This window comes from Saccharopolyspora sp. 7B (genome assembly GCF_020177435.1).
Taxonomy (GTDB): domain Bacteria; phylum Actinomycetota; class Actinomycetes; order Mycobacteriales; family Pseudonocardiaceae; genus Saccharopolyspora_C; species Saccharopolyspora_C gregorii.
In genome coordinates, this window is record NZ_JAIUKC010000118.1 from 14,287 (window position 1) to 34,554 (window position 20,268).

Here is a 20,268-nt window from a genome sequence, read left to right on the forward strand (position 1 = left end):
CGGCCTGGCAGGCTTAGGGTGGAAGCCGTGTTGGCACAACGCGGTGCCGTCAAGCGTGGAGCAGCTGAAGATGACCTCGAAACCCCGATCCGCCATCCCCGACGCCGCGACCGGCGGGGCCGCCGTGCTGGAGAACCCGGAGGCCGCGAAGGCCTGGTTGCTCGACCGCGCCGCCGACTCCGCGGGGGAGCTCGGCGAGTTGCTGCGGACCTACTTCCGGCATGTGCCTGCCGAAGAGCTCGCCGGTGACGAACCCGACGAGCTCGTGGAGGCGCTGCGTTCGCACCACGCGCTCGCCGCCGAGCGGGTCGCCGGCCGTCCGCTGGTGCAGGTGGTGAACCCCAGCCTCGACGACGGCGGCTGGCGGAACCAGGCGACCGTGCTGCAGCTGGTCACCGACGACATGCCGTACCTGGTGGACAGCGTGATCGCCGAGCTGACCCGGCACGGTGCCGAGGTGCAGCGGATCATCCACCCGATCGTCGTGGTGCGCCGCGATGCCGCGGGCGCGCTGCTGGAGGTCTTGCCGCACGCGGACCCGGGCGCGCCGCCCGCGGACGCGCTCGCCGAGTCGTGGATGCTCGCCGAGGTCGACCGGATCACCGACGCGGACCGGCTGCAGGCGCTGGAGCAGGGCCTGCGCACCGTGCTCGGTGACGTCCGCGAGGTCGTCGAGGACACCGAGCGGATGCTGACCACCGCCCGCTCGCTGGCCGACGAGCTGGAGTCGCAGCCGGGGGCGCTGCCCGGCAAGCAGGCCGCGGACAGCGCGGGGCTGCTGCGCTGGCTCGCCGACGGGCACTTCACGTTCCTCGGCTACCGGCACAACGAGCTGGTCGAGCGGGACGGCAAGCCCGCGCTGAGCCCGGTGCTGGGGTCCGGTCTCGGCGTGCTGCGCAGCGACACGGTCGCCGCCGAGGACCTCACGACCGGTCCGGACGTGCTGACCAGCACCCGTTCCGGAGAGCCGCTGGTGCTCACGCAGGCCAGCACCCCGTCGACGGTGCACCGCTCGGTGCACCCGTTCTACGTGGGCGTGCTGACCTTCGACGAGAACGGCGCGGTCACCGGGGAGCACCGGTTCATCGGCCTGTTCACCACCACCGCGCTGCACGAGAACGTGCTGGACATCCCGTTCATCGAGCGCCGGGTGCGCGAGGCGATCCACGGCGCCGGCTTCCCGCTGGAGTCGTACTCGGGCCAGCGGATGCTGGAGGAGATCCAGAACTACCCGCGCACCGAGCTGTTCTCCACCGACCTGGACACGCTGCGCGAGACGGTGACGGGCGTGCTGGCGCTGGCCGAGCGCCGGAAGCTGAAGCCGTTCGTGCGCCGCGACCCGTACGGCCGGTTCTTCTCCTGCCTGGTGTACCTGCCGCGGGACCGCTACACGACGCGGTCCCGGCTGGCGATGCAGGAGGTGCTGCTGGCGGAGCTGGGCGGCGCGAGCGTCGAGTACAGCACCCGCGTCGGCGAGTCGGCGCTGGCCCGCGTGCACTTCGTGGTGCACACGAAGCCGGGCGGGGAGGCCCCGGAGCCGGACCTGGCCCGCATCCAGGAGCGGCTGTCCGAGGCGATCCACACTTGGGAAGACCAGATGGTCGACGAGGTGGAGATCGCCCCCGGCGACGCCGAGGAGCCGCGCCGGGTGCGCCGTTCGGAGGCCGCCAGCGAAGCCGCCCAGCAGTACGCCGCCTCGTTCCCGGAGGCGTACAAGGAGGACTTCAGCGCGGGCGAGGGCCTGCGCGACCTGCGCAAGCTGGCCTCGCTGTCCGGTGAGCGCGACCTGCGGATGTCGTTCTACACGCCGGAGGACGCCGCCCCTGGCGAGCGCCGCTTCAAGATCTACGTCACCGGTGAGCGGGTGACGCTGTCCCGGGTGCTGCCGGTGCTGCAGAGCATGGGCGTGGAGGTCGTGGACGAGCGCCCGTACGAGGTGGTGCCGGAGAGCGGCGCCGAGTGCTGGATCTACGACTTCGGCCTGCGGCTGGAGAGCGGGCTGCTGGAGACCGAGGGCGCCGAGCGGCTGGACACGCTGCGCGAGCGCTTCGAGGACTCGTTCCGCGCGGCCTGGCTGGGCGACGCCGAGGTGGACCGGTTCAACTCGCTGGTGCTGCGCGCCGGGCTGAGCTGGCGGCAGGCGTCGGTGCTGCGCGCCTACGCGAAGTACCTGCGCCAGACGGGCGTCCCGTACAGCCAGGAGTTCATCGCGGACGTGGTGCTCACGCACCGGGCGACGACGGTGGCGCTGACCAGGCTGTTCGAGGTGCGCTTCGACCCGAAGCTGGCCGAGGACGACCGGGCGGCCCGGCAGGAGGACCTGCGCACCCAGATCACCCGGCTGATCGACGAGGTGACGAGCCTCAACGCGGACCGCATCCTGCGCAGCTACCTGAGCCTGATCACCGCGACGCTGCGCACCAACTACTACGCCGAGGGGGCGCGGGAGCGCTCCTACCTGGCGATGAAGCTGGAGCCGAAGGAGATCCCGGGGCTGCCGGAGCCGCGGCCGGCCTACGAGATCTTCGTGTACTCCCCGCGGGTGGAGGGCGTGCACCTGCGCTTCGGTTCGGTGGCCCGCGGCGGGTTGCGCTGGTCGGACCGGCAGGAGGACTTCCGCACCGAGATCCTCGGCTTGGTGAAGGCGCAGGCGGTGAAGAACGCGGTGATCGTGCCGGTCGGCGCGAAGGGCGGGTTCGTGGTGAAGCGCCCGCCGCTGCCCACGGGGGACCCGGTGAAGGACCGGGAGGCGACGCTGAACGAGGGCATCGCCTGCTACCGGATGTTCATCTCGGGCCTGCTGGACCTGACCGACAACCTGGTGGGCGGCGAGGTGGCGCCCCCGGAGGGCGTGGTGCGCCACGACGGCGACGACACGTACCTGGTGGTGGCCGCGGACAAGGGCACCGCGTCGTTCTCGGACGTCGCCAACGACGTGGCCCGCTCCTACGGCTTCTGGCTGGGTGACGCGTTCGCCTCCGGCGGTTCGGTCGGCTACGACCACAAGGCGATGGGCATCACCGCGAAGGGCGCGTGGGAGAGCGTCAAGCGCCACTTCCGCGAGCTGGACCTGGACACCCAGCGCGAGGACTTCACCGTCGTCGGCATCGGCGACATGGGCGGGGACGTGTTCGGCAACGGCATGCTGCTGTCCGAGCACATCCGCCTGGTGGCGGCGTTCAACCACATGCACGTGTTCATCGACCCGGAGCCGGACGCGGCGAGCTCGTACGCGGAGCGGCGCAGGTTGTTCGAGCTGCCGCGTTCCACGTGGGACGACTACGACCGCAGCAGGATCAGCGAGGGCGGCGGCGTGTGGTCGCGGTCGCTGAAGTCGATCCCGCTGAACGCGCGGGTCCGCACCGCGCTGGGTATCGACGAGTCGGTGACGGCGCTGCCCCCGGCGGAGCTGATCAAGGCGATCCTGCAGGCCCCGACGGACCTGTTGTGGAACGGCGGCATCGGCACCTACGTGAAGGCCTCCACGGAGACGCACGGCGAGGTGGGCGACAAGGCCAACGACGCGGTCCGGGTGGACGGCGCGGACCTGCGGGTGCGGGTGGTCGGCGAGGGCGGCAACCTCGGCCTCACCCAGCGCGGCCGCATCGAGTTCGCACGTGCCGGCGGCAAGGTCAACACCGATGCGCTGGACAACTCGGCCGGCGTGGATTGCTCGGACCACGAGGTGAACATCAAGGTCCTGCTGGACCACTTGGTCGCCGAGGGCGAGCTGGACGGCGAGCAGCGCAACGAGCTGCTGGCGGAGATGACCGACGAGGTCGCCGAGCTGGTGCTGGCCGACAACTACCGGCAGAACGAGGTGCTGGGCGTGTCCCGCGCGCACGCGGCGCCGATGGTGTCGGTGCACGCCCGGCAGATCACCGCGCTGGAGGAAGGCGGCTTGGACCGCGACCTGGAGGCGCTGCCGAGCAAGAAGGAGCTGCGGGACCGCGAGAAGAGCGGCACCGGGCTCACGTCGCCGGAGCTGGCGACGCTGCTGGCGCACGTGAAGCTGTCGTTGAAGGAGCAGGTGCTGGCCAGCGACCTGCCGGACGCGGACGCGTTCAGCGGGCGGCTGCCGGACTACTTCCCGCTGCCGCTGCGGGAGCGCTACGCCGACGCGATCCCCGCGCACCCGCTGCGCCGGGAGATCACCTCGACGCTGCTGGTCAACGAGGTCGTCGACGGTGCGGGCGTGTCCTACGCCTACCGGTTGTCCGAGGAGATCGCGGCGAGCGCCACCGACGCGGTGCGCGCCTACGCGGTCGTCACCAGCGTTTACGACCTGCCGGAGCTGTGGCGGCGGATCGACGAGCTGGACAACGTGGTGGCCAGCCGCGTCGCCGACGAGATGGTGCTGGCCAGCCGCAGGCTGCTGGACCGCGCGGCCCGCTGGCTGCTGTCGAACCGCCCGCAGCCGTTGGCGATCGGCGCGGAGATCAGCCGGTTCCGGCCGGTCGTGTCCGAGCTCGCGGCCAGCGTGCCCGGCCTGCTGCGCGGGCAGGCGGCCGTCGCCGCCGAGGAGAAGAAGCAGCAGCTCATCTCCGAGGGCGTCCCGGCGGACCTGGCGGAGCGCATCGGTGCCCTGCTGGACACCTACGCGCTGCTGGACATCACCGAGATCGCCGAGCTGGCCGAGCGGGACAACGGCGTCAGCGCCGAGCGCAGCCCGATGGAGAGCGCGGAGCTGTACTACACGCTGTCCGAGCACCTCGACATGGAGCGGCTGCTGGTCGCGGTCAACGGGCTGGAGCGCGGCAACCGGTGGCACTCGCTGGCCAGGCTGGCGCTGCGCGACGACATGTACGCCTCGCTGCGGGCGTTGACGATCGACGTGCTCAGCACCAGCGACCCGGAGGAACCGGCCGCGGACAAGATCGCCCAGTGGGAGGCGACGAACGCGTCCCGCATCGAGCGGGCCAGGACGTCGCTGGAGGCCATCAAGCGCTCCGGCGGGCTCGACCTGGCGACGTTGTCGGTGGCGACGCGGCAGCTGCGCAGCATGGTCCGCTGATCACCCGCCCCCGCGCCTGCGGGGGCTCGGGTGGTCGGCGGGACCGCGCGGTCTCGATGTCGGGAGGGGCGGGCCGGACGGTCCGCCCCTCCCGCGTCCGCGGGGCCGCCGGGCCGGTCCGCGTCCGGACTACGATCGGGGCGAACCTCAGCCATCACACGGGAAGGACACCGAGTGGGTGCTTTCGTAGCCGATGTTCCGCTGCGCTGGTCCGACATGGACGCGTTCGGGCACGTCAACCACGCCAGAACGGTGACCTTGCTGGAGGAAGCCCGGGTGGAGCTGCTGTTCACCGAGGCGGGCAGGCGGGGGCTGCTGGGCATGGCGGAGGGCATGGTGGTCGCGCGCCTCGCCGTCGACTACCGGATCCCGGTGTCGCACTCGGCGGGCACCTTGCAGGTGCGGATGTCGGTGCGAGACCTGAAGCCGGCGTCCTTCGTGATCGACTACTCGGCGTCGACCAGCGGGTCCGCGGAGGTCGCGACCGCGGAGACGCTGATGGTTCCCTACGACCTGAAGGCCGGGCGGCCGCGCAGGCTCAGCACCGACGAACGGGACTTCCTCGCCGAGTGGCAGCCGGTGCTCGCGCAGGCGGAAGCGGGCGGCCGTGCCTGAGCTGCGGATGCCCGACCAGGTGGAGCGCGAGGACCTCGGCGCGTTCGTGGCCCGTTCGGTGCGCCTCGACGGGCAGTCGGTGATCCGGCTGCGCAACCGGGGCACCACCGGCCGCATCGACGTGTGGGGAGCGACCCCGTTCGACGCGCTGTGCACCCGTTCCGTCGAAGGCGAGGTGGAACCCGCCGACGTCACCGTGTCCGGCAACGAACTGCTGGCCTCGTTGACCGTCGCGGGCGGGCCGGAGATGGATCCGGGGCCGCAGCGGGACCTGCTGTGGCGTTCCGAGCTGCCGCCGCCGGAGGGGTGGCGGCGGGTGGACGACCTGCCCGCGAAGCTCGTCGGCGAGGTCGCCGACCGCGGCATCGCCATGGCGAAGGAGAACGTCGGCCCGAAGGGCACCCCGCCCGCGTCGCTGCTGGACCAGGAGGTCTTCACCGTCAGCGGGTCCGGGCTGGACGTGAAGATCCCGCTGCGCTGCCTGTTCGTGCTCTCCGGCATGGGGTTCCTCGTCGCGGAACCGGCCGAGTCGGAGATCGTGCGGGTCAGCGCCACCGACTCGTGGTTGCGGATGGACTCCCGCTACGGGGCCGTGGTGCGCCGCAGGCACGCGCTGCTGTCCTTGTTGATGTGATCGGTTCGTCCTGCTCCGGGGGCGGGTGGCGGAACCGCAGCGGTCTTCTCGCCGCGGGATCGATTTCCGCCACCTGAGAAATCGCCGTCCTCGCGAGCGGACCGCTGAGAACCCGCGGGTTGGTCCGGTCGCTCTGGTGGTCGCCGCTGACGAGCAGACAGGACCACTGCTCAGCGGTAGGAGAGCTTGCGGGTGCACAGGTCCACCGCGGCGCTGACGGCGCCTTCGAGGGGACCGCGGCGGAAGAAGCGCTTCCACAGGTTCGCGAAGCCGAGGGAGAACAGCAGGAACAGCTCGGACATGTAGGTGTTCACGAACCCGACGATGCCTTCGGGGCGGTGCCCGTCGGCGGGGAACGCGGGCAGGTTCGGCACCCATTCGGCTTCCGGGCCCATGCTGGCCAGCTCGTCCAGCGTCTCCGGCACGCCGCTGAGCGGCCAGCCGCCGACGACGATCTGCCAGGACATCACCAGGGCGTGCAGCGCGTACAGCGTCAGCGCCATGGTGCCCGCCTTGATCAGCGGCAGCAGCGGTCGCTCGTAGCGGTCCGCGAGTTCCAGGCACAGTGCCAGGATCGCGACCGCGATGCCCAGCGAGGCGATCAGCTCGAACGAGGAACCGCTGTGCGCGCGGGCCGCCAGCAGCAGCTCCGGGTGCTCCAGCGGCACGGTCCCCTCGGTGAGCACGTCCGGCAGCGGTGGGTAGGTCAGCCCCAGCAGCGCCGTGGTCACGTAGGTGGCGGTGGCGACCGCGGCCCCGCCGATGCCGAGCCGCAGCCGCAGCGCGCGGGACCGCAGGTCGAGCCGGCCGAGGGTGAGTCCGGCCAGCACCAGCGCCAGGTACGTCGCCGCCGGGTAGAACCCGGTCAGCAGCAGGTCCACCACGCCCAGGTCGGCGATCAGGTTGCCCGGGTCGACGGAGTGCCACGCCCCGGCCGCGGCGGCCACCGCGTTGTCCCCGGCGAGCAACCAGCGCAGCAGGAACGACAGCTGCGGCCCGGCGAGGACGAGCACCGCGGCGGCGATCCCGGTCCCGCGCGGGCTCATCCCGAGGAACGGCAGGGACAGCAGGAAGTACACCCCGTAGAACGGGATGATCACGGTGAGCAGGAAGCCGGTGGCCTCGGTGGACTTCGCCAGCGCCAGCCCGATCAGCAGCAGCAGCACGGCGCGGACCGCGACCCGCACCCGCGCGTCCCGCAGCGCGCTGCCGGTCAGCGGCCTGCCGCGTCCGGTGAGCATCGCCAGGGAGACCCCGGCGAGGAAGGTGAACAGGGCGGTCGCGCGTCCGCTGGAGGCCTGCGCCAGCCCCACTTCCACGAATCCGCCGCAGAACGGCGCTCCGAAGTGGATCACGAACATGCCGAAGATGGCGACGAATCGGGCCAGGTCCACCCCGAGCAGGCGGGTACCGCGGGCCTTGGTGGAGCCCTCGGTGCGCTGCGGGGTGGCGTGGTGCGGTGCCGGGCTCGCTGCGGGCATGACGTCCTGGGGATACTGAGGCGGAACTCGGGCGTTGCACAACTTACCCGCCGGTCGCGCCGGGTCGATCGGAAGGTCGCCGGGCGCGTCGGGAAACCCGTCACCGGCTCGGCGGCCTGCGGTTCGACCCGATCTCCGCGGTCTGCTCGGCCGGTCGGAGCGGCACCGGTCGCTCCCGGCGGGTCCGTCCGGAGCGGCCGGCCACCCCGCCTGCGGGGGTCAGATGAGCCACACCGCCGTGTTCGGCGGCAGCCGGTCGCCGTCGAGCTCGCCGCTGGCCAGCAGCACTTCGCCCGGCGGCAGCGTCACCGGTTCCGCAGAGGCGTTCAACGCGCAGGTCAGCGCGCCCGGTTCCCGCCGGAACGCGAAGCAGCCCGCCGGGGCGCCGAACCAGGCCACCTCGTCGCCGCGCAGCGCCGGGTGCTCCTTGCGCAGCTCCAGCGCCCGGCGGTACAGCGACAGCGTCGAGTCCGGGTCCTCCAGCTGGGCTTCCACGGTGTAGTCGGCCCACTCCGCCGACATCGGCCACCAGCCGCCCGGCACCGGGGAGAAGCCGAACGACGGCTCGTCGCCCTCCCACGGCATCGGGCCGCGCGCGGGCGGTGCCGACCGGGGTCCGGCCCCGGAGCTCGGCAGACCCAGCTCTTCACCGGTGTCCAGGCCGACGATCCCCGGCAGGCCCAGCGACACCAGGGCCAGCGCCCGTGCGCGGGCCTCCCCGGCGGCGCCGCCGCCGAACCGGGTCACCGGGTGCGTCCGGTCCTCCCCGGCCACCACCCACACGGCGGGGACGCCGAGCATCCGCGCGGACGCCAGCATCCGGGTGATGACCTCCCGCAGCTCGCCCGCGTCGAACAGGGTGCGGCCCAACCGCAGGTCGATGCCGATGTCCCAGCCGTCGTGGTCCTGGTAGGCGTCGAACCAGGACTCGTCGATGAGCACGCCGACACCGCGGCCCGGGTAGTCGGCGATGACCGGCGCCAGCGCCCGCAGCACCTCGCGGACCGCGGCTCCCGCCGGGGCGCCCGCGCCGGGCACCGAGGCGACCCGCAGCGCGTCCACGCCGCGGTCCAGCCAGAACCGCGCCGACTCCGCGAACACCTCGTGCTCCGGTGCGGTGAGCTGTTCGATCCGGTCGCGCTGCGCGGTGACGTCCACCGCGACCCGCAGGCCCGCGGCGTGCGCCTCGTCCACCAGCGATTCGAACGATTCCAGCTCGCCCAGCACCGGGTCGACGCCGCGACCCCGCAGCGGATCGGTCAGCGGCGCCGACGCCACCGCGGTCAGCCACAGGGCGTCCACGCCCAGCAGCTCCAGGTAGCCGAGGCGCAGCCGGGCGCCGTCGAGGTCCCCCACCCCGTCACCGTTGGCGTCGGCGAACGACCGGAGGTCCAGCCGGTAGAACACCGCATCGCGCCACCAGGGGGCGGCCGGAGCCGCTCCCGAGTCCCCCACCGGTGCGTTCATGACAAGCGATCAGGCTCCTAGAACCACGAATTCATCATGCTCTGCGCCGCCATCTCCAAGTACTGCCAGAGCTGCTCGCGATGTTCGTCGCCCAGGTCGGCCTCGTCCACCGCTATCCGCATGCAGCGCAGCCACGCGTCCCGCTCCGCAGGACCCACCTTGAACGGTGCGTGCCGCATCCGCAGCCGGGGGTGGCCCCGGCGGTCCGAGTAGGTGTGCGGCCCGCCCCAGTACTGCATGAGGAACAGCCGCAGCCGCTCTTCGGCGGGACCGAGGTCCTCCTCCGGGTAGAGCGGGCGCAGCAGCTCGTCCTTCGCCACCTCCTCGTAGAACCGCGCCACGATGAAGCGGAAGGTGGGTTCGCCGCCGACTTGGTCGTAGAAGGTCTCCGGTGCGCTCACACCCGCCATCCTCCCCTGCCGGCGGCACCGCTCATACCTGGGCCGAGTCCAGCTGCGGCCGGCCGTGGGGGTACGGCGGCTCGATGTTCTCCTCGTCGTAGGCCCGCTTGATCGCGACGCGGAGCCTGCGCTGCACCGCCCACTGGGTGCTGGGCCGCACCTTCACCGTGAGCCGCAGCGTGATCGTGTCCGAGGTGATCTTGTCGACGCCGAGCATGTCCGGCGGGTTCAGCACGTCCTTCGACAGCGGTTCCCGGGCGGCGGCCTCGGTGGCGACGCGGAGCGCGACCTCCATGGCCTTCTCCACCGAGCTGGTGTGCGAGATCGGGAAGTCGACGACGGCGACGGCGAAGCCCTGGCTGGAGTTGCCGACGCGCAGGATCTCGCCGTTGCGCACGTACCAGACGGTGCCGTTGAGGTCGCGCAGCGTCGTGACGCGCAGGCCCACGGCCTCCACGGTGCCGCTGGCCTCGCCGAGGTCGACGATGTCGCCGACGCCGTACTGGTCCTCGACCATCATGAACATCCCGGACAGGAAGTCCCGGACGAGGTTCTGCGCGCCGAACGCGACGGCCACGCCCAGCACCCCGGCGGAGGCCAGGATCGGGGCGAGTTCGATGCCCAGCGACTTCAGCGCGTACATCAGCGCCAAGCCGAAGATCACGAACGAGGACAGCGACTTGAGCACCGAGCCGATGGTGCGGGCCCGCTGCATCCGGCGTTCCGAGAGCAGCGCCATCGCCGAGGACTCCGGGCGGCGTTCCTTCAGCGGCACCAGCAGCTTCGGCGTCTTGCCGCCGTTGCCCCTGGTGAGCCGGGAGATGGTGCGGTGCACGAAGTAGCGCACCAGGAGCGCGATGATGACGATCATCACGATGTTCAGCGGCTTGGCGATGAGCAGCTCGGAGTACATCGCCAGCCACTCGTTGCCGGTCCACGAGAAGACGGTCTGGCACCAGCTGCCGTCGTCCTCGACGCAGTTCGGCTGGGTCAGCAGCGGCTGGGTCAACAGCGGGGGTGTCATGGGTCGGGGTCTCCATGCTCGGGTGTTGCGAACGTCGAATCGCACCGCGGCAGGACGCGCCCCGCGCCGGTGCCGGCCGACTGCCTGCCGGGAGCTGCGGACGCCCCGCCGTCCGCAGTTCCCGGAGCCGGCCGCGCACCGCTGGACGGGCACGCGCCTACCGCGACTGAGTTGTCAGAGGTGGCGACCGCTCAGGCGAGGGGGAGCCCGGTGGCCTCCGCTAGGAAGGCGATCTGGTCGGTCGCCAGGCCCACGGTACGCGAAACGGACCGGGCGGAGTGCCCCACCTCGGTCTCCCGCCGCAGCAGCACGGGCCGCTGCTGCGGGTCCGAACTCGTGGCGTGCTGCAGGGCCGCGCACATCTTGCGCGCGTGGTTCGGGTCGACCCGGGTGTCGGACTCGTACACCGCGAACAGCACGGACGGGTAGCCGGTGCCCTCGGCGACCGCGTGGTACGGCGAGTACGACAGCAGCCAGTCCAGCTCCTCCGGGTCGTCGGCGGTGCCGTACTCGTCGTTCCAGGTGCGGCCCAGCAGGAACTTCTCGTAGCGCACCATGTCCAGCAGCGGCGCCGAGCACACCACCGCCCGGTACAGCTCCGGGCGTTGCGTCAGCGCCGCGCCGACCAGCAGCCCGCCGTTGGAGCCGCCGGTGATCGCCAGCCGGTCCGGGGAGGTCCAGCCGGTGGACACCAGGTGCTCGGCCGCGGCGTGGAAGTCGTCGAACACGTTCTGCTTGCTCTCGCGCATGCCCGCGCGGTGCCACTGCTCGCCTTCCTCGCCGCCGCCGCGCAGCGAGGGCAGCGCCCACACCCCGCCCGCGGCGACCCAGGCCAGCGCGGTGGGGGAGTAGGACGGCTCCATCGACAGCGAGAACCCGCCGTAGCCGGTGACCAGCGCGGGCCGCGGGACGTCCGGTTCGGCGGTCGGCGAGAGCAGGAACATCCGGACGGTGGTGCCGTCCTTCGAGGTGTACTCGACCTGGGAGGAGCGCACCTCCGGCAGCTCCGCCGCGCCCGGTGCGCGCCGCTCCTGCCGCGTGGTGCCGGAGGCCCGGGTGTAGAGGTGCACGCAGGGTGGCGTCGCGAAGTCGGTCCAGCCGATCCACAGCCGGTCCCGGTCGCCCTCGGTCTCCTCGTCGACGGCGGTCAGCGCCGTGATCTGGCCGGTGCCCGGCAGCGGGACCTGCTCGGTGCGGTCGCCGGTGACCGGGTCGTGCAGCGCCAGCTCGGACACCGCGTGCCGGGTGCGCAGCACCGCGAGCTTCGGGTCGTCGGTGCCGTCGTCGAACCAGCGCACCGCCTCCAGCACCGAATCCGGGTCCTCGGGGATCAGCTCCTGCCAGTTCGCCGGTTCCGGTGCCTCCGGGTCGGCGACGCAGAGCCGCCAGCGCGGGGCGTCCAGCGTCGTCTGCACGTACAGCCGGCCGTCGCGCTCCACCCACGCCGAGGCGCGGATGCCCTCGGAGGTGTCGACGACCTGGCGCAGCCGCCCGTCCCCGGACAGGTCCGCGATCCACATCGAGTCCCGCCGCGCCGTGCCGGGGCTGCCGTGCACCAGCAGCCAGCGGCCGTCCCGGGACACGCGGGCGTCGTAGTAGAAGGTGTGCTCCAGGCCGTCGCCGTGCACCAGCAGGTCGTCGTCCGGGTGCGCGCCCACCTGGTGGCGCCACACCCGGCGGTGGAACTGCTCCTCGCCGTCCGGCACGGCTTCCGGCGGCAGCCGCCGCACGTAGAAGTACTCGTTGCCGCCCGGCATCCACGAGATCGACGAGTAGCGGCACCGGTCGATGGGGCCTTCCAGCAGCTCGCCGGTGGTCACGTCCAGCACGTGCAGCAGCGACTCCTCATCACCGCCGACGGAGACCTGGTAGGCGAGCCGGTCGCCCTCCAGACTCGGCGACCAGCGGTCCAGCGTGGTGAGGCCGGACGGGTCCAGCTCGGTGACGTCCAGCAGCGGCCGCTCCGAACCGTCCTCGTCGAGCAGGTACAGCACCGGGAACTCCTGGCCCGGCGCGCGGCGGGTGAAGAACGCGCGACCGGCCCGCCACACCGGGGCCGACACCGATCCCGCCGAGAGCAGGGACGTCAGGCGCTGCGCGATCTCCGCGCGGCCGGGCAGCGCGTCGAGCCGGGAGCGGGCGAACTCGTCCTGCGCGGCGGACCACTCCTCGGTCCGCGGGTCGGCCGGGTCCTCCAGCGCGCGGTACGGGTCGGGAACCCTCCTGCCGTGCAGGTCGTCGACCACGTCGGCGCGTTCGGCGTGCGGGTAGGACAGGGGCGGCTGAACCTTCGTCACGCCCGCCGACGATACGGGGGAACGGGCCGGGACCGGTGCGGGTGCGGCGGCATTCGCCGAATTCACCCTGAACGATCAACACCGGAGCCCATACGATCGGCGCAGTGGAGCCGGTCGGACCTCGGAGATCGCTCAGGTCCGCCGCGACCTCGGACTCGGCCCGCGGCGCAGGTGGCTAGCACGTGGTGAATCACACGTGCGTTCGGGGTGTCGATTGTGGTCGACTGGTCCTTGCCAACCGGTGGAGGTGGTCGCGTGCACGACCGAATACCGACTCCGACAGGCGCGGCCGCCGGGCTCGCGCCTCGGGCGACGCTGTGCCACGCGCCGCCCGCCGGGCAGTCGGGCACTTCCGCACCCGCCTGGCGCAAGCGGCGGGTGCTGCTGCTCAACACGACCTTCGAACCGCTGACCGCGCTTCCGCTGCGCAGAGCGATCGTGCTGCTGGTCTGCGGCAAGGCGGAGGTCGTGCACGGCGACTCGGCGGGACTGGTGCTGCACTCGGCCACCAGCAGCCACGAGGTGCCGTCGGTGATCCGGCTCAGCAGCTTCGTCCGCGTCCCGTACCGGGGGCGCGTCCCGCTCACCCGGTCCGCGCTGATGCACCGCGACGGGCATCGCTGCGTGTACTGCGGGGGGCGGGCCGAGACGATCGATCACGTGGTGCCGCGCAGCCGGGGCGGGCCGCACGAGTGGGAGAACTGCGTCGCTTGCTGCACCAGGTGCAACCACCGCAAGGCGGACAAGACGCTCAGCGAACTGGGCTGGCAGCTGCCGGTGGCCCCGCACGCTCCGCGCGGCAGGCACTGGCGGCTGATCGCCGGGCTGTCTGAGACGGACCCGCTGTGGCTGCCGTACCTGGGCGAATCGGCGGCGTGACGGCGCTGCGGGCACGTCAGGCCGCCGCGGTGAGCTGACGGGAACTCCGGCCGCTGATCCGCACGCCGCGGTCCTGGCCGGAGATCCGGACGCCGCGGCTGGCCGAGCTGATGCGCACGCCCGCTTGGGAGCTGATCCGGACGCCGCGCTCGGCTGCGCTGATCCGGACGCCTGCTTGCGAGCTGATCCGGACGCCTGCTTGCGAGCTGATCCGGACGCCGCGGTCCTGGGCGCTGATCCGCACGCCGCGGTCGGTGCTGCTGATGCGCACGCCCTGCTGGCCGCTGATCCGCACGCCGGCCCGGCTGCTGATGCGGACGCCGCGCCGCTGCGAGCTGACCCGGACCCCGCGGTTCTCGCCGCTGATGCGGACGCCCGCCCGCGAGCTGATCCGGACCCCGCAGCGCGAGCTGATCCGGACGCCGCGTTCCTCGCCGCTGATCCGGACGCCGCGCTCCTGACCGGAGATCCGGACGCCTGCCTGCGAGCTGATGCGCACGCCGCGGTCGTGACCTGAGATCCGGACGCCGCGTTCGGTGCCGCTGATCCGGACGCCGGTCCGCGAGCTGATCCGGACACCGCGCTCCTGACCTGAGATCCGGACACCGCGCTCCTCGCCGCTGATCCGCACGCCTGCCCGAGAGCTGATGCGGACGCCCTCGTGCGAGCTGATCCGCACACCGCGGTCCTCGCCGCTGATCCGGACGCCGCGTTCGGTGCCGCTGATGCGGACGCCGCGGTCGCCGCCGCTGATGCGCACGCCCCGCGAGCTGATCCGCACGCCCCGGTCTTCGCCGCTGATGCGGACGCCGCGCTGCTGCCCGCTGATGCGCACGCCCCGGTCTTCGCCGCTGATGCGGACGCCGCGCTGCTGCCCGCTGATGCGCACGCCCCGGCCCTCGCCGCTGATGCGGACCCCGCGGTCCGCCGAGCTGATCCGCACGCCGCGCCGGGCGCCGCTGATGCGGACTCCGGACTGCGAGCTGATCCGCACGCTCCGGTCCGCACCGCTGATCCGGACCCCGCGATTCGTCCCGCTGATGCGGATGCCGGCAGCCGTGTGCGGAACGTGTTCGACAAGGGGCTGCGCGTTCTGGAAAATGGTGTCAAGATTGCGCTGAGCGGCGGTGTTGATCGACGACATGGTGTGCCTCCCGCAGGCGAATGGACTGTCCATGGGGCTAGTGATCAAATATGCAAGACCCATACAGGTGAAAAACTAGAAGCGCGGGAGCGTTCAAACAAGCCGCCAACTCGCCGCCCGCTGCGACCTTCTGGATGGGCTCCATTCGGCGGCGGCGATTGCGCTGAAAGAGTTACATTACGTGAGGCGCGACACGCTTGACTAGTGACTTTCGGTAGCCCTTGTCCTGCTCAGGGCCGGGATGGTCACGTGCGGTCACGGAATCGACGTGCGCTGCTCACCAGGCGTGGCCTGGCCCGTGCGCCGCCGCGGCGGTCGGCGTCGGCGGTCGCGGGAGTCGCCGGCGACGCTCGGGATGGTCCTGCCGAGCCCGTTCCGCGGGGTGAACCCCCTGTTCGGCGCCGGTCCCCGGCACCAGGAGTGACCGCGGTGGCGGGGCGGGTCCGAAGAGCAGGGTCCTCGCACGAAACCGTTCTCGTGTCAAGAACGGCCCCGGCTCACCCGTTCGGACGCACGGTGTTTTCACCGGAAATTGAAGTCGCGTTCTCCTGGGCGCGGGCGGATCGGTCAGCCGCGATGCCGATTCCGCCGGTCGGATTCTGCATCGATCCGCGCGATCCGGTGCGCGAGGAATTGTCGTTTCCCCAGGTGGCGAAGAGGTCTCGCCGGTCTTGTTCCGCGTGCGCGGAAAAGCGGATCGGAGTTGTCCACAAGAATGCCGGGCTGTCCACAGGCCGGTTCGCGGCGGCGGCCGGACCTCGGGCGGAGGACACGGGCGTGCCGTGGCGTCGTCCCACGCGGCGACGTGATCGGCTACCGTGCTCAGCGTGACTGCGGTTGAGACCTTCCTCGTGCTGGCGGTGATCCCGGCGTCCGTGTACCTCCTGGTCGCGCTGATCACCCTCCGCTCGAAGCTGACCCGTTCCCGATACCGCGCAGGGCAGGACTGGGAGTTCGCCCCGGTGTTCTGGGTGGCCGATCCGGCGCGCGTGAGCACCGCGCCGCCGGGCGACCAGGACTCCGCGGAGACGGCGTCCGCCGCAGCCGAGCACGCGCACAGCACCGACCGGGGAGGCGCACGTGGCCACTGGTGAGATCACCGGCGAGGGCCGCTCCGGCGGCGACCAGGACCTGGCGACCGGGGAGGCGGTGACCGCGACCGGCCGGCTGTCCATCGCCCGGCGCGTCCGCCCGGAAGGGCCGCACCTGCCGTTCAGCACCGGTCAGCTCGCCCGGCTCGACGAGGCGCTCACCCTCTCCAGCCGCAGCACCGGGCTGGAGTTCGCGGTGTACCTGGGCGACCTCGGCGAGCAGACCCGGGAGACCGCGGGCGAGCTGCACGCCAACCTCGGGGCGCGCGCCGCCGAAGGGGTGCTGCTGGCGGTGTCGCCGCAGCAGCGAGCGGTGGAGATCGTGACCGGCGAGGAGTCGAAGCGCCGCGTCCCGGACCGCAGCTGCCAGCTGGCGCTGATGACGATGGTCGCTTCGTTCAAGGAGGGCGAGATGATCGAAGGGCTGCTCAGCGCGTTGCGGATGCTCGCCGACGCCGCCGGCACCCAGCGCTGAGCCGAACCCGGCGCTCGACCCGAACGTGAAGCGGGGGGGGACCCGACCAGGTCCGCCCCCGTTCTCGTGCCCGCGGGTTACGAGCGGTCGAACTCGCGCGCGGCCAGCGCTCGCACGATCCCGGCCCGCCCCTCGGAGACCAGCCGCCGCAGCGCCGCCGGCCGCTCCTCGGCGAGCCAGGCGTCGGCGGCGTCGACGGTGCTCTGCCGCACGGCCCAGGACGGGAACAGCCCGATGACGGTGGGCTGCGCGCGCTCGCTGGACCGCCGCTGCCACACCTCGTCGATCTCGGCGAAGTAGCGCTCCACGTAGGAGGCCAGCAGCTCGCGCTGCCCCGGGTGCTGGAACCCGGCGATGATCGCGTCGCTGACCGCGTTCGGCAGTTCGTCGTCGTGCACGGCGCGCTGCCAGGCGCGTTCCTTGGACTCCGGGGTGGGGATGAGCGACCGCGCCCGCTCGGCCTTGCGGCGGCCGGTGGCGGTCCGGTCCTGGTCGAGCTCGGCGTCGATCTCGTCCTCGGCGGCGGCGCCGTGCGCGACGAGCGCCTGCAGCAGCAGCCAGCGCAGGTCGGTGTCGACGGCGAGCCCCGGCAGCGGCTCCGTGCCGTCCAGCCAGCCGCGCACCGCCGCGAGGTGCTGCTCGCCGAGCACCGAGGAGGCCAGCGTGTTCACGAACGCCAGCTGGTGGTCCGACCCCGGTTCGGCGGCCCGCGCCAGTTCCAGCATCCGGGTGGAGAATCGGTCCCAGCCCTCGGGCTGCCAGTCGGCGTCGGCGTAGGAGGCCAGCGCGGTCTGGGTCTGCAGCAGGACCCGCTGCACCACGCCGATCTCGCTCTCCGCGCCGATCCCGGAGTCGGCGGAGCGGCCGAGCACGAGGCTGACGAAGTCGCGCGCCTTGAGCTCCGCCTCCCGGGTCATCTCCCAGGCGGTGGACCAGCACAGCGCGCGCGGCAGCGACTGCTCGATGTCGCCGATCCGGTCGATGAGCGTGGCCAGCGACTCGGGGTCGAGCCGCATCGTGCAGTAGGTGAGGTCGTCGTCGTTGACCAGCACCAGCTTGCCGCGGTGCACGCCGACCAGGTCGGGCACCGCGGTGCGCTCACCGCTGACGTCCAGTTCGACGCGGTGGGTGCGCACGAGCCGCCCGGTGGCCGGGTCGTCGTCGTAGACGCCGATCGCGAGCCGGTGGGTGCGGTGCTCACCGGCACCGGGGCGGGCGCCGTTCTGCACGACGGTGAACTCGGTGAACCGGCCCTCGTCGTCGGTGCTGAACCGGGGGCGCAGCATGTTCAGGCCGGTGGTCTGCAGCCACTGGGCGCTCCACCAGGACAGGTCGCGCCCGGACGCCTCCTCCAGGGCCAGCAGCAGGTCGTTCAGGGTGGCGTTGCCCCACGCGTGCCGCTCGAAGTAGCCGCGCAGCCCGGCGAGGAAGTTGTCCAGCCCCACGTACGCGACGAGCTGTTTGAGCACCGAAGCGCCCTTGGCGTAGGTGATGCCGTCGAAGTTCACCTCGACGGCCTGCAGGTCGGGGATGTCGGCGGCGACCGGGTGCGTGGAGGGCAGCTGGTCCTGCCGGTACGCCCAGGACTTCTCGACGCTGGCGAAGGTGGTCCAGGCGCTCGTGTACTGCGTGCCGCCGACCTGCGCGAGCACGCTGGCCCAGGTGGCGAACGACTCGTTGAGCCACAGGTCGTCCCACCAGCGCATGGTGACGAGGTCGCCGAACCACATGTGCGCCATCTCGTGCAGCACGGTCTCGGCGCGGCGCTCGTAGAGGTAGCCGGTGACCTTCGACCGGAAGACGAAGTCCTCCAGGAAGGTGACGCAGCCGGCGTTCTCCATGGCGCCCGCGTTGAACTCCGGCACGAAGCACTGGTCGTACTTGCCGAACGGGTAGGGGACCCCGAACGCCTTGTGGTAGAAGGCGAAGCCCTGCTTGGTCTCGGTGAACAGCCGCTCCGCGTCGAGGTGTTCGGCGAGCGAGGCGCGGCAGTACAGGCCCAACGGGATCGGGTCCTGGCCGTCCTCGCCGGGGAACTCGTCGCGCCACTCCGCGTAGGGGCCCGCGACGAGCGCGACCAGGTAGGTCGACATCCGTTCGGTGGTCTCGAACGCGTGGGTGCGGGTATCACCGGTTCCGGTGATCTCGGCGGGCGCGTTGGAGATGACCTTCCAGGACGCGGGCGCGTGCACCGTGATCCGGTAGGTGGCCTTGAGGTCGGGCTGGTCGAAGCAGGTGAACATCCGCTTCGCGTCGGCCGTCTCGAACTGGCTGTAGAGGTAGACGCCGCCGTCGACGGGGTCGATGAAGCGGTGCAGCCCCTCACCGGTGTTGGTGTAGGAGAGGTCGGCGCGCACCACGAGCTCGTTGTCCGCGGCGAGCTCCGGCAACGCGAGCCCGGTGTCCTCGGCGTAGCCGGACACGTCGAGCTCGACGCCGTTGAGCGTCGCCCCGTGCACCTGCGCGGCCATCAGATCGATCCAGGTCGACTCGCCCGGCCGGGTGCTGCGGAACCGCACCGTCGTGGTGGAACCGAAGGTCCGCACGTCCGGCCCGTCCGCGCCGTCGGAGAGGTCCAGTTCGATCACGTAGGACTCGACGTCGAGCAGCGCGGCGCGCTGTTCAGCCTGGTCCTGGGTGAGGTTCGGCGGAGCCACGGATCACCTCGTTGTTCGTTGGGATGGCGCACCGGACGATCCGCGCCGGTGCGGGGCGCTGGAAATCCAATCACGCCGGGGCGCGGCCGTGCCGCCCGACGCCTGATCATCGCCGCCGGGCGTGTCGGCGATCCCGTGAATTCCGGGGAATTCGCGGCTCGGACGCCGTTCATCCGGGAATACCGGCACATTCCACACTCGTTCGGGCCGAACGGGAAGAGCGGCGGGCCGTGCCGGGTTGTACGGGTGGCGGGCGTCCGCCCGCGCCGATCGATCTCCGTGCTGGAGCACGGAGCACGGAGCACTGTGGAGGGTTCGTCCATGAGCACCGAGCGTCCGAAGGTCGACTTCTACTTCGACCCGGCCTGCCCCTTCGCCTGGGTCTCGTCCCGCTGGATGCTGGAGGTCGCCCAGGTCCGGGACATCGACCTGAACTTCCGGGTGATGAGCCTGGCGGTGCTGAACGAGGGGCGGGACCTCCCGGCGGAGTACCAGGACCTGATGAAGCGGGCGTGGGGCCCGGTCCGGGTCGCGATCGCCGCCGCCGAGCAGCACGGCGAGGAGGTGCTCAGCCCGCTGTACACGGCGCTGGGGCGCCGGATCCACGACGAGGGGAACAAGGACTTCGAGCAGGTCGTCGCCGCCGCGTTGGACGAGGTCGGGCTCCCCGCGTCGCTGGCGGGTGCCGCCGAGGTCACCGACTACGACGAGAAGCTGCGCGCCAGCCACCACGCCGGGATGGACCCGGTGGGCGACGACGTCGGCACGCCCACCATCCACGTGGACGGGGTGGCGTTCTTCGGCCCGATCACCACCCGCATCCCGCGCGGGGAGCAGGCGGGCGAGCTGTTCGACGCGGCGCGCACGCTGGCCGGATATCCGTACTTCTTCGAGCTCAAGCGGACCCGGACCGAATCCCCGCGCTTCGACTGATCCCCGGCTGCGGTCGCCCGGCGGTCGGGTGGCGGAGCCTCGGCGGTCATCTCGCCGCGGGCCCGACGTAAAGAGCGGGGTGGCGCGCCCCCAGGCGGCACAGGGGGCCGCCCGCGGGGCCGCCCGACACCCGCCGGGCGGCGGGGGGGGGCGCGG

The 20,268-nt window shown here is 72.0% G+C and carries 14 protein-coding genes; 7 read left to right on the forward strand and 7 right to left on the reverse strand.

Going from position 1 to position 20,268, the window contains the following annotated elements; genetic code table 11:
- The first annotated feature begins 70 nt into the window (after positions 1 to 70).
- The 3 genes from LCD33_RS18855 to LCD33_RS18865 all read left to right on the forward strand — a co-directional run bounded on the left by LCD33_RS18855 (position 71) and on the right by LCD33_RS18865 (position 6,263).
- A complete protein-coding gene (locus LCD33_RS18855) occupies positions 71 to 5,014 on the forward strand; it encodes an NAD-glutamate dehydrogenase (protein ID WP_224966806.1) in 4,944 nt (1,647 codons plus the stop codon).
- A 174-nt stretch (positions 5,015 to 5,188) separates the two neighbouring features.
- A complete protein-coding gene (locus tag LCD33_RS18860; protein ID WP_224959357.1) occupies positions 5,189 to 5,629 on the forward strand; it encodes a thioesterase family protein in 441 nt (146 codons plus the stop codon).
- Positions 5,622 to 6,263: a hypothetical protein gene (locus tag LCD33_RS18865; RefSeq protein WP_224959358.1), complete on the forward strand. Its 642-nt coding sequence runs from the start codon at positions 5,622 to 5,624 to the stop codon at positions 6,261 to 6,263. The genes LCD33_RS18860 and LCD33_RS18865 overlap by 8 nt, the downstream gene beginning before the upstream one ends.
- A 170-nt stretch (positions 6,264 to 6,433) precedes the next feature.
- Here LCD33_RS18865 and LCD33_RS18870 read toward each other — a convergent pair whose 3' ends face one another.
- The 5 genes from LCD33_RS18870 to LCD33_RS18890 all read right to left on the reverse strand — a co-directional run bounded on the left by LCD33_RS18870 (position 6,434) and on the right by LCD33_RS18890 (position 12,933).
- Positions 6,434 to 7,744, reverse strand: coding sequence for a hypothetical protein (locus LCD33_RS18870; RefSeq protein ID WP_224959359.1), 1,311 nt, complete (start codon positions 7,742 to 7,744; stop codon positions 6,434 to 6,436).
- Positions 7,745 to 7,963: 219 nt separating this feature from the next.
- On the reverse strand, positions 7,964 to 9,211 hold the full coding sequence (locus LCD33_RS18875) for an alpha-amylase family glycosyl hydrolase (protein WP_224959361.1): 1,248 nt from the start codon (positions 9,209 to 9,211) through the stop codon (positions 7,964 to 7,966).
- 17 nt (positions 9,212 to 9,228) lie between these two features.
- Positions 9,229 to 9,621, reverse strand: coding sequence for a globin (locus tag LCD33_RS18880; RefSeq protein WP_224959363.1), 393 nt, complete (start codon positions 9,619 to 9,621; stop codon positions 9,229 to 9,231).
- A gap of 22 nt (positions 9,622 to 9,643) precedes the next feature.
- The gene (locus LCD33_RS18885) at positions 9,644 to 10,636 is read right to left on the reverse strand and encodes a mechanosensitive ion channel family protein (protein WP_224959364.1); all 993 of its coding nucleotides are present in this window, start codon (positions 10,634 to 10,636) and stop codon (positions 9,644 to 9,646) included.
- 191 nt (positions 10,637 to 10,827) lie between these two features.
- Positions 10,828 to 12,933 carry a prolyl oligopeptidase family protein gene (locus LCD33_RS18890; RefSeq protein ID WP_224978100.1) on the reverse strand — a complete coding sequence of 702 codons (2,106 nt, stop codon included), beginning with the start codon at positions 12,931 to 12,933 and terminating at the stop codon, positions 10,828 to 10,830.
- A gap of 255 nt (positions 12,934 to 13,188) precedes the next feature.
- Between LCD33_RS18890 and LCD33_RS18895 the strand changes: the two genes are divergently transcribed.
- Positions 13,189 to 13,812 carry an HNH endonuclease gene (locus tag LCD33_RS18895; RefSeq protein WP_374108067.1) on the forward strand — a complete coding sequence of 208 codons (624 nt, stop codon included), beginning with the start codon at positions 13,189 to 13,191 and terminating at the stop codon, positions 13,810 to 13,812.
- A 16-nt stretch (positions 13,813 to 13,828) separates the two neighbouring features.
- Here the strand turns inward: LCD33_RS18895 and LCD33_RS18900 are convergent, their stop codons facing one another.
- A complete protein-coding gene (locus tag LCD33_RS18900) occupies positions 13,829 to 14,806 on the reverse strand; it encodes a hypothetical protein (protein WP_224978101.1) in 978 nt (325 codons plus the stop codon).
- Positions 14,807 to 15,783: 977 nt separating this feature from the next.
- Between LCD33_RS18900 and LCD33_RS18905 the strand changes: the two genes are divergently transcribed.
- Together LCD33_RS18905 and LCD33_RS18910 are read left to right on the forward strand one after the other, a co-directional pair.
- Positions 15,784 to 16,050 (forward strand): hypothetical protein, encoded by a 267-nt coding sequence (locus tag LCD33_RS18905; protein ID WP_224959367.1) that lies wholly within the window; start codon positions 15,784 to 15,786, stop codon positions 16,048 to 16,050.
- Entirely contained in the window at positions 16,037 to 16,522 is a 486-nt protein-coding gene (locus LCD33_RS18910; protein ID WP_224959368.1) for a DUF5130 family protein, read from the forward strand. Before LCD33_RS18905 ends, LCD33_RS18910 begins: the two co-directional genes overlap by 14 nt.
- Positions 16,523 to 16,599: 77 nt before the next feature.
- Here the strand turns inward: LCD33_RS18910 and pepN are convergent, their stop codons facing one another.
- On the reverse strand, positions 16,600 to 19,179 hold the full coding sequence (gene pepN / locus LCD33_RS18915) for an aminopeptidase N (protein ID WP_224959369.1): 2,580 nt from the start codon (positions 19,177 to 19,179) through the stop codon (positions 16,600 to 16,602).
- Between the two features lie 321 nt (positions 19,180 to 19,500).
- On the opposite strand from pepN, the gene LCD33_RS18920 reads away from it, so the two are divergent.
- Positions 19,501 to 20,112 (forward strand): DsbA family protein, encoded by a 612-nt coding sequence (locus LCD33_RS18920; protein ID WP_224959370.1) that lies wholly within the window; start codon positions 19,501 to 19,503, stop codon positions 20,110 to 20,112.
- The last annotated feature ends 156 nt before the right edge of the window (positions 20,113 to 20,268 follow it).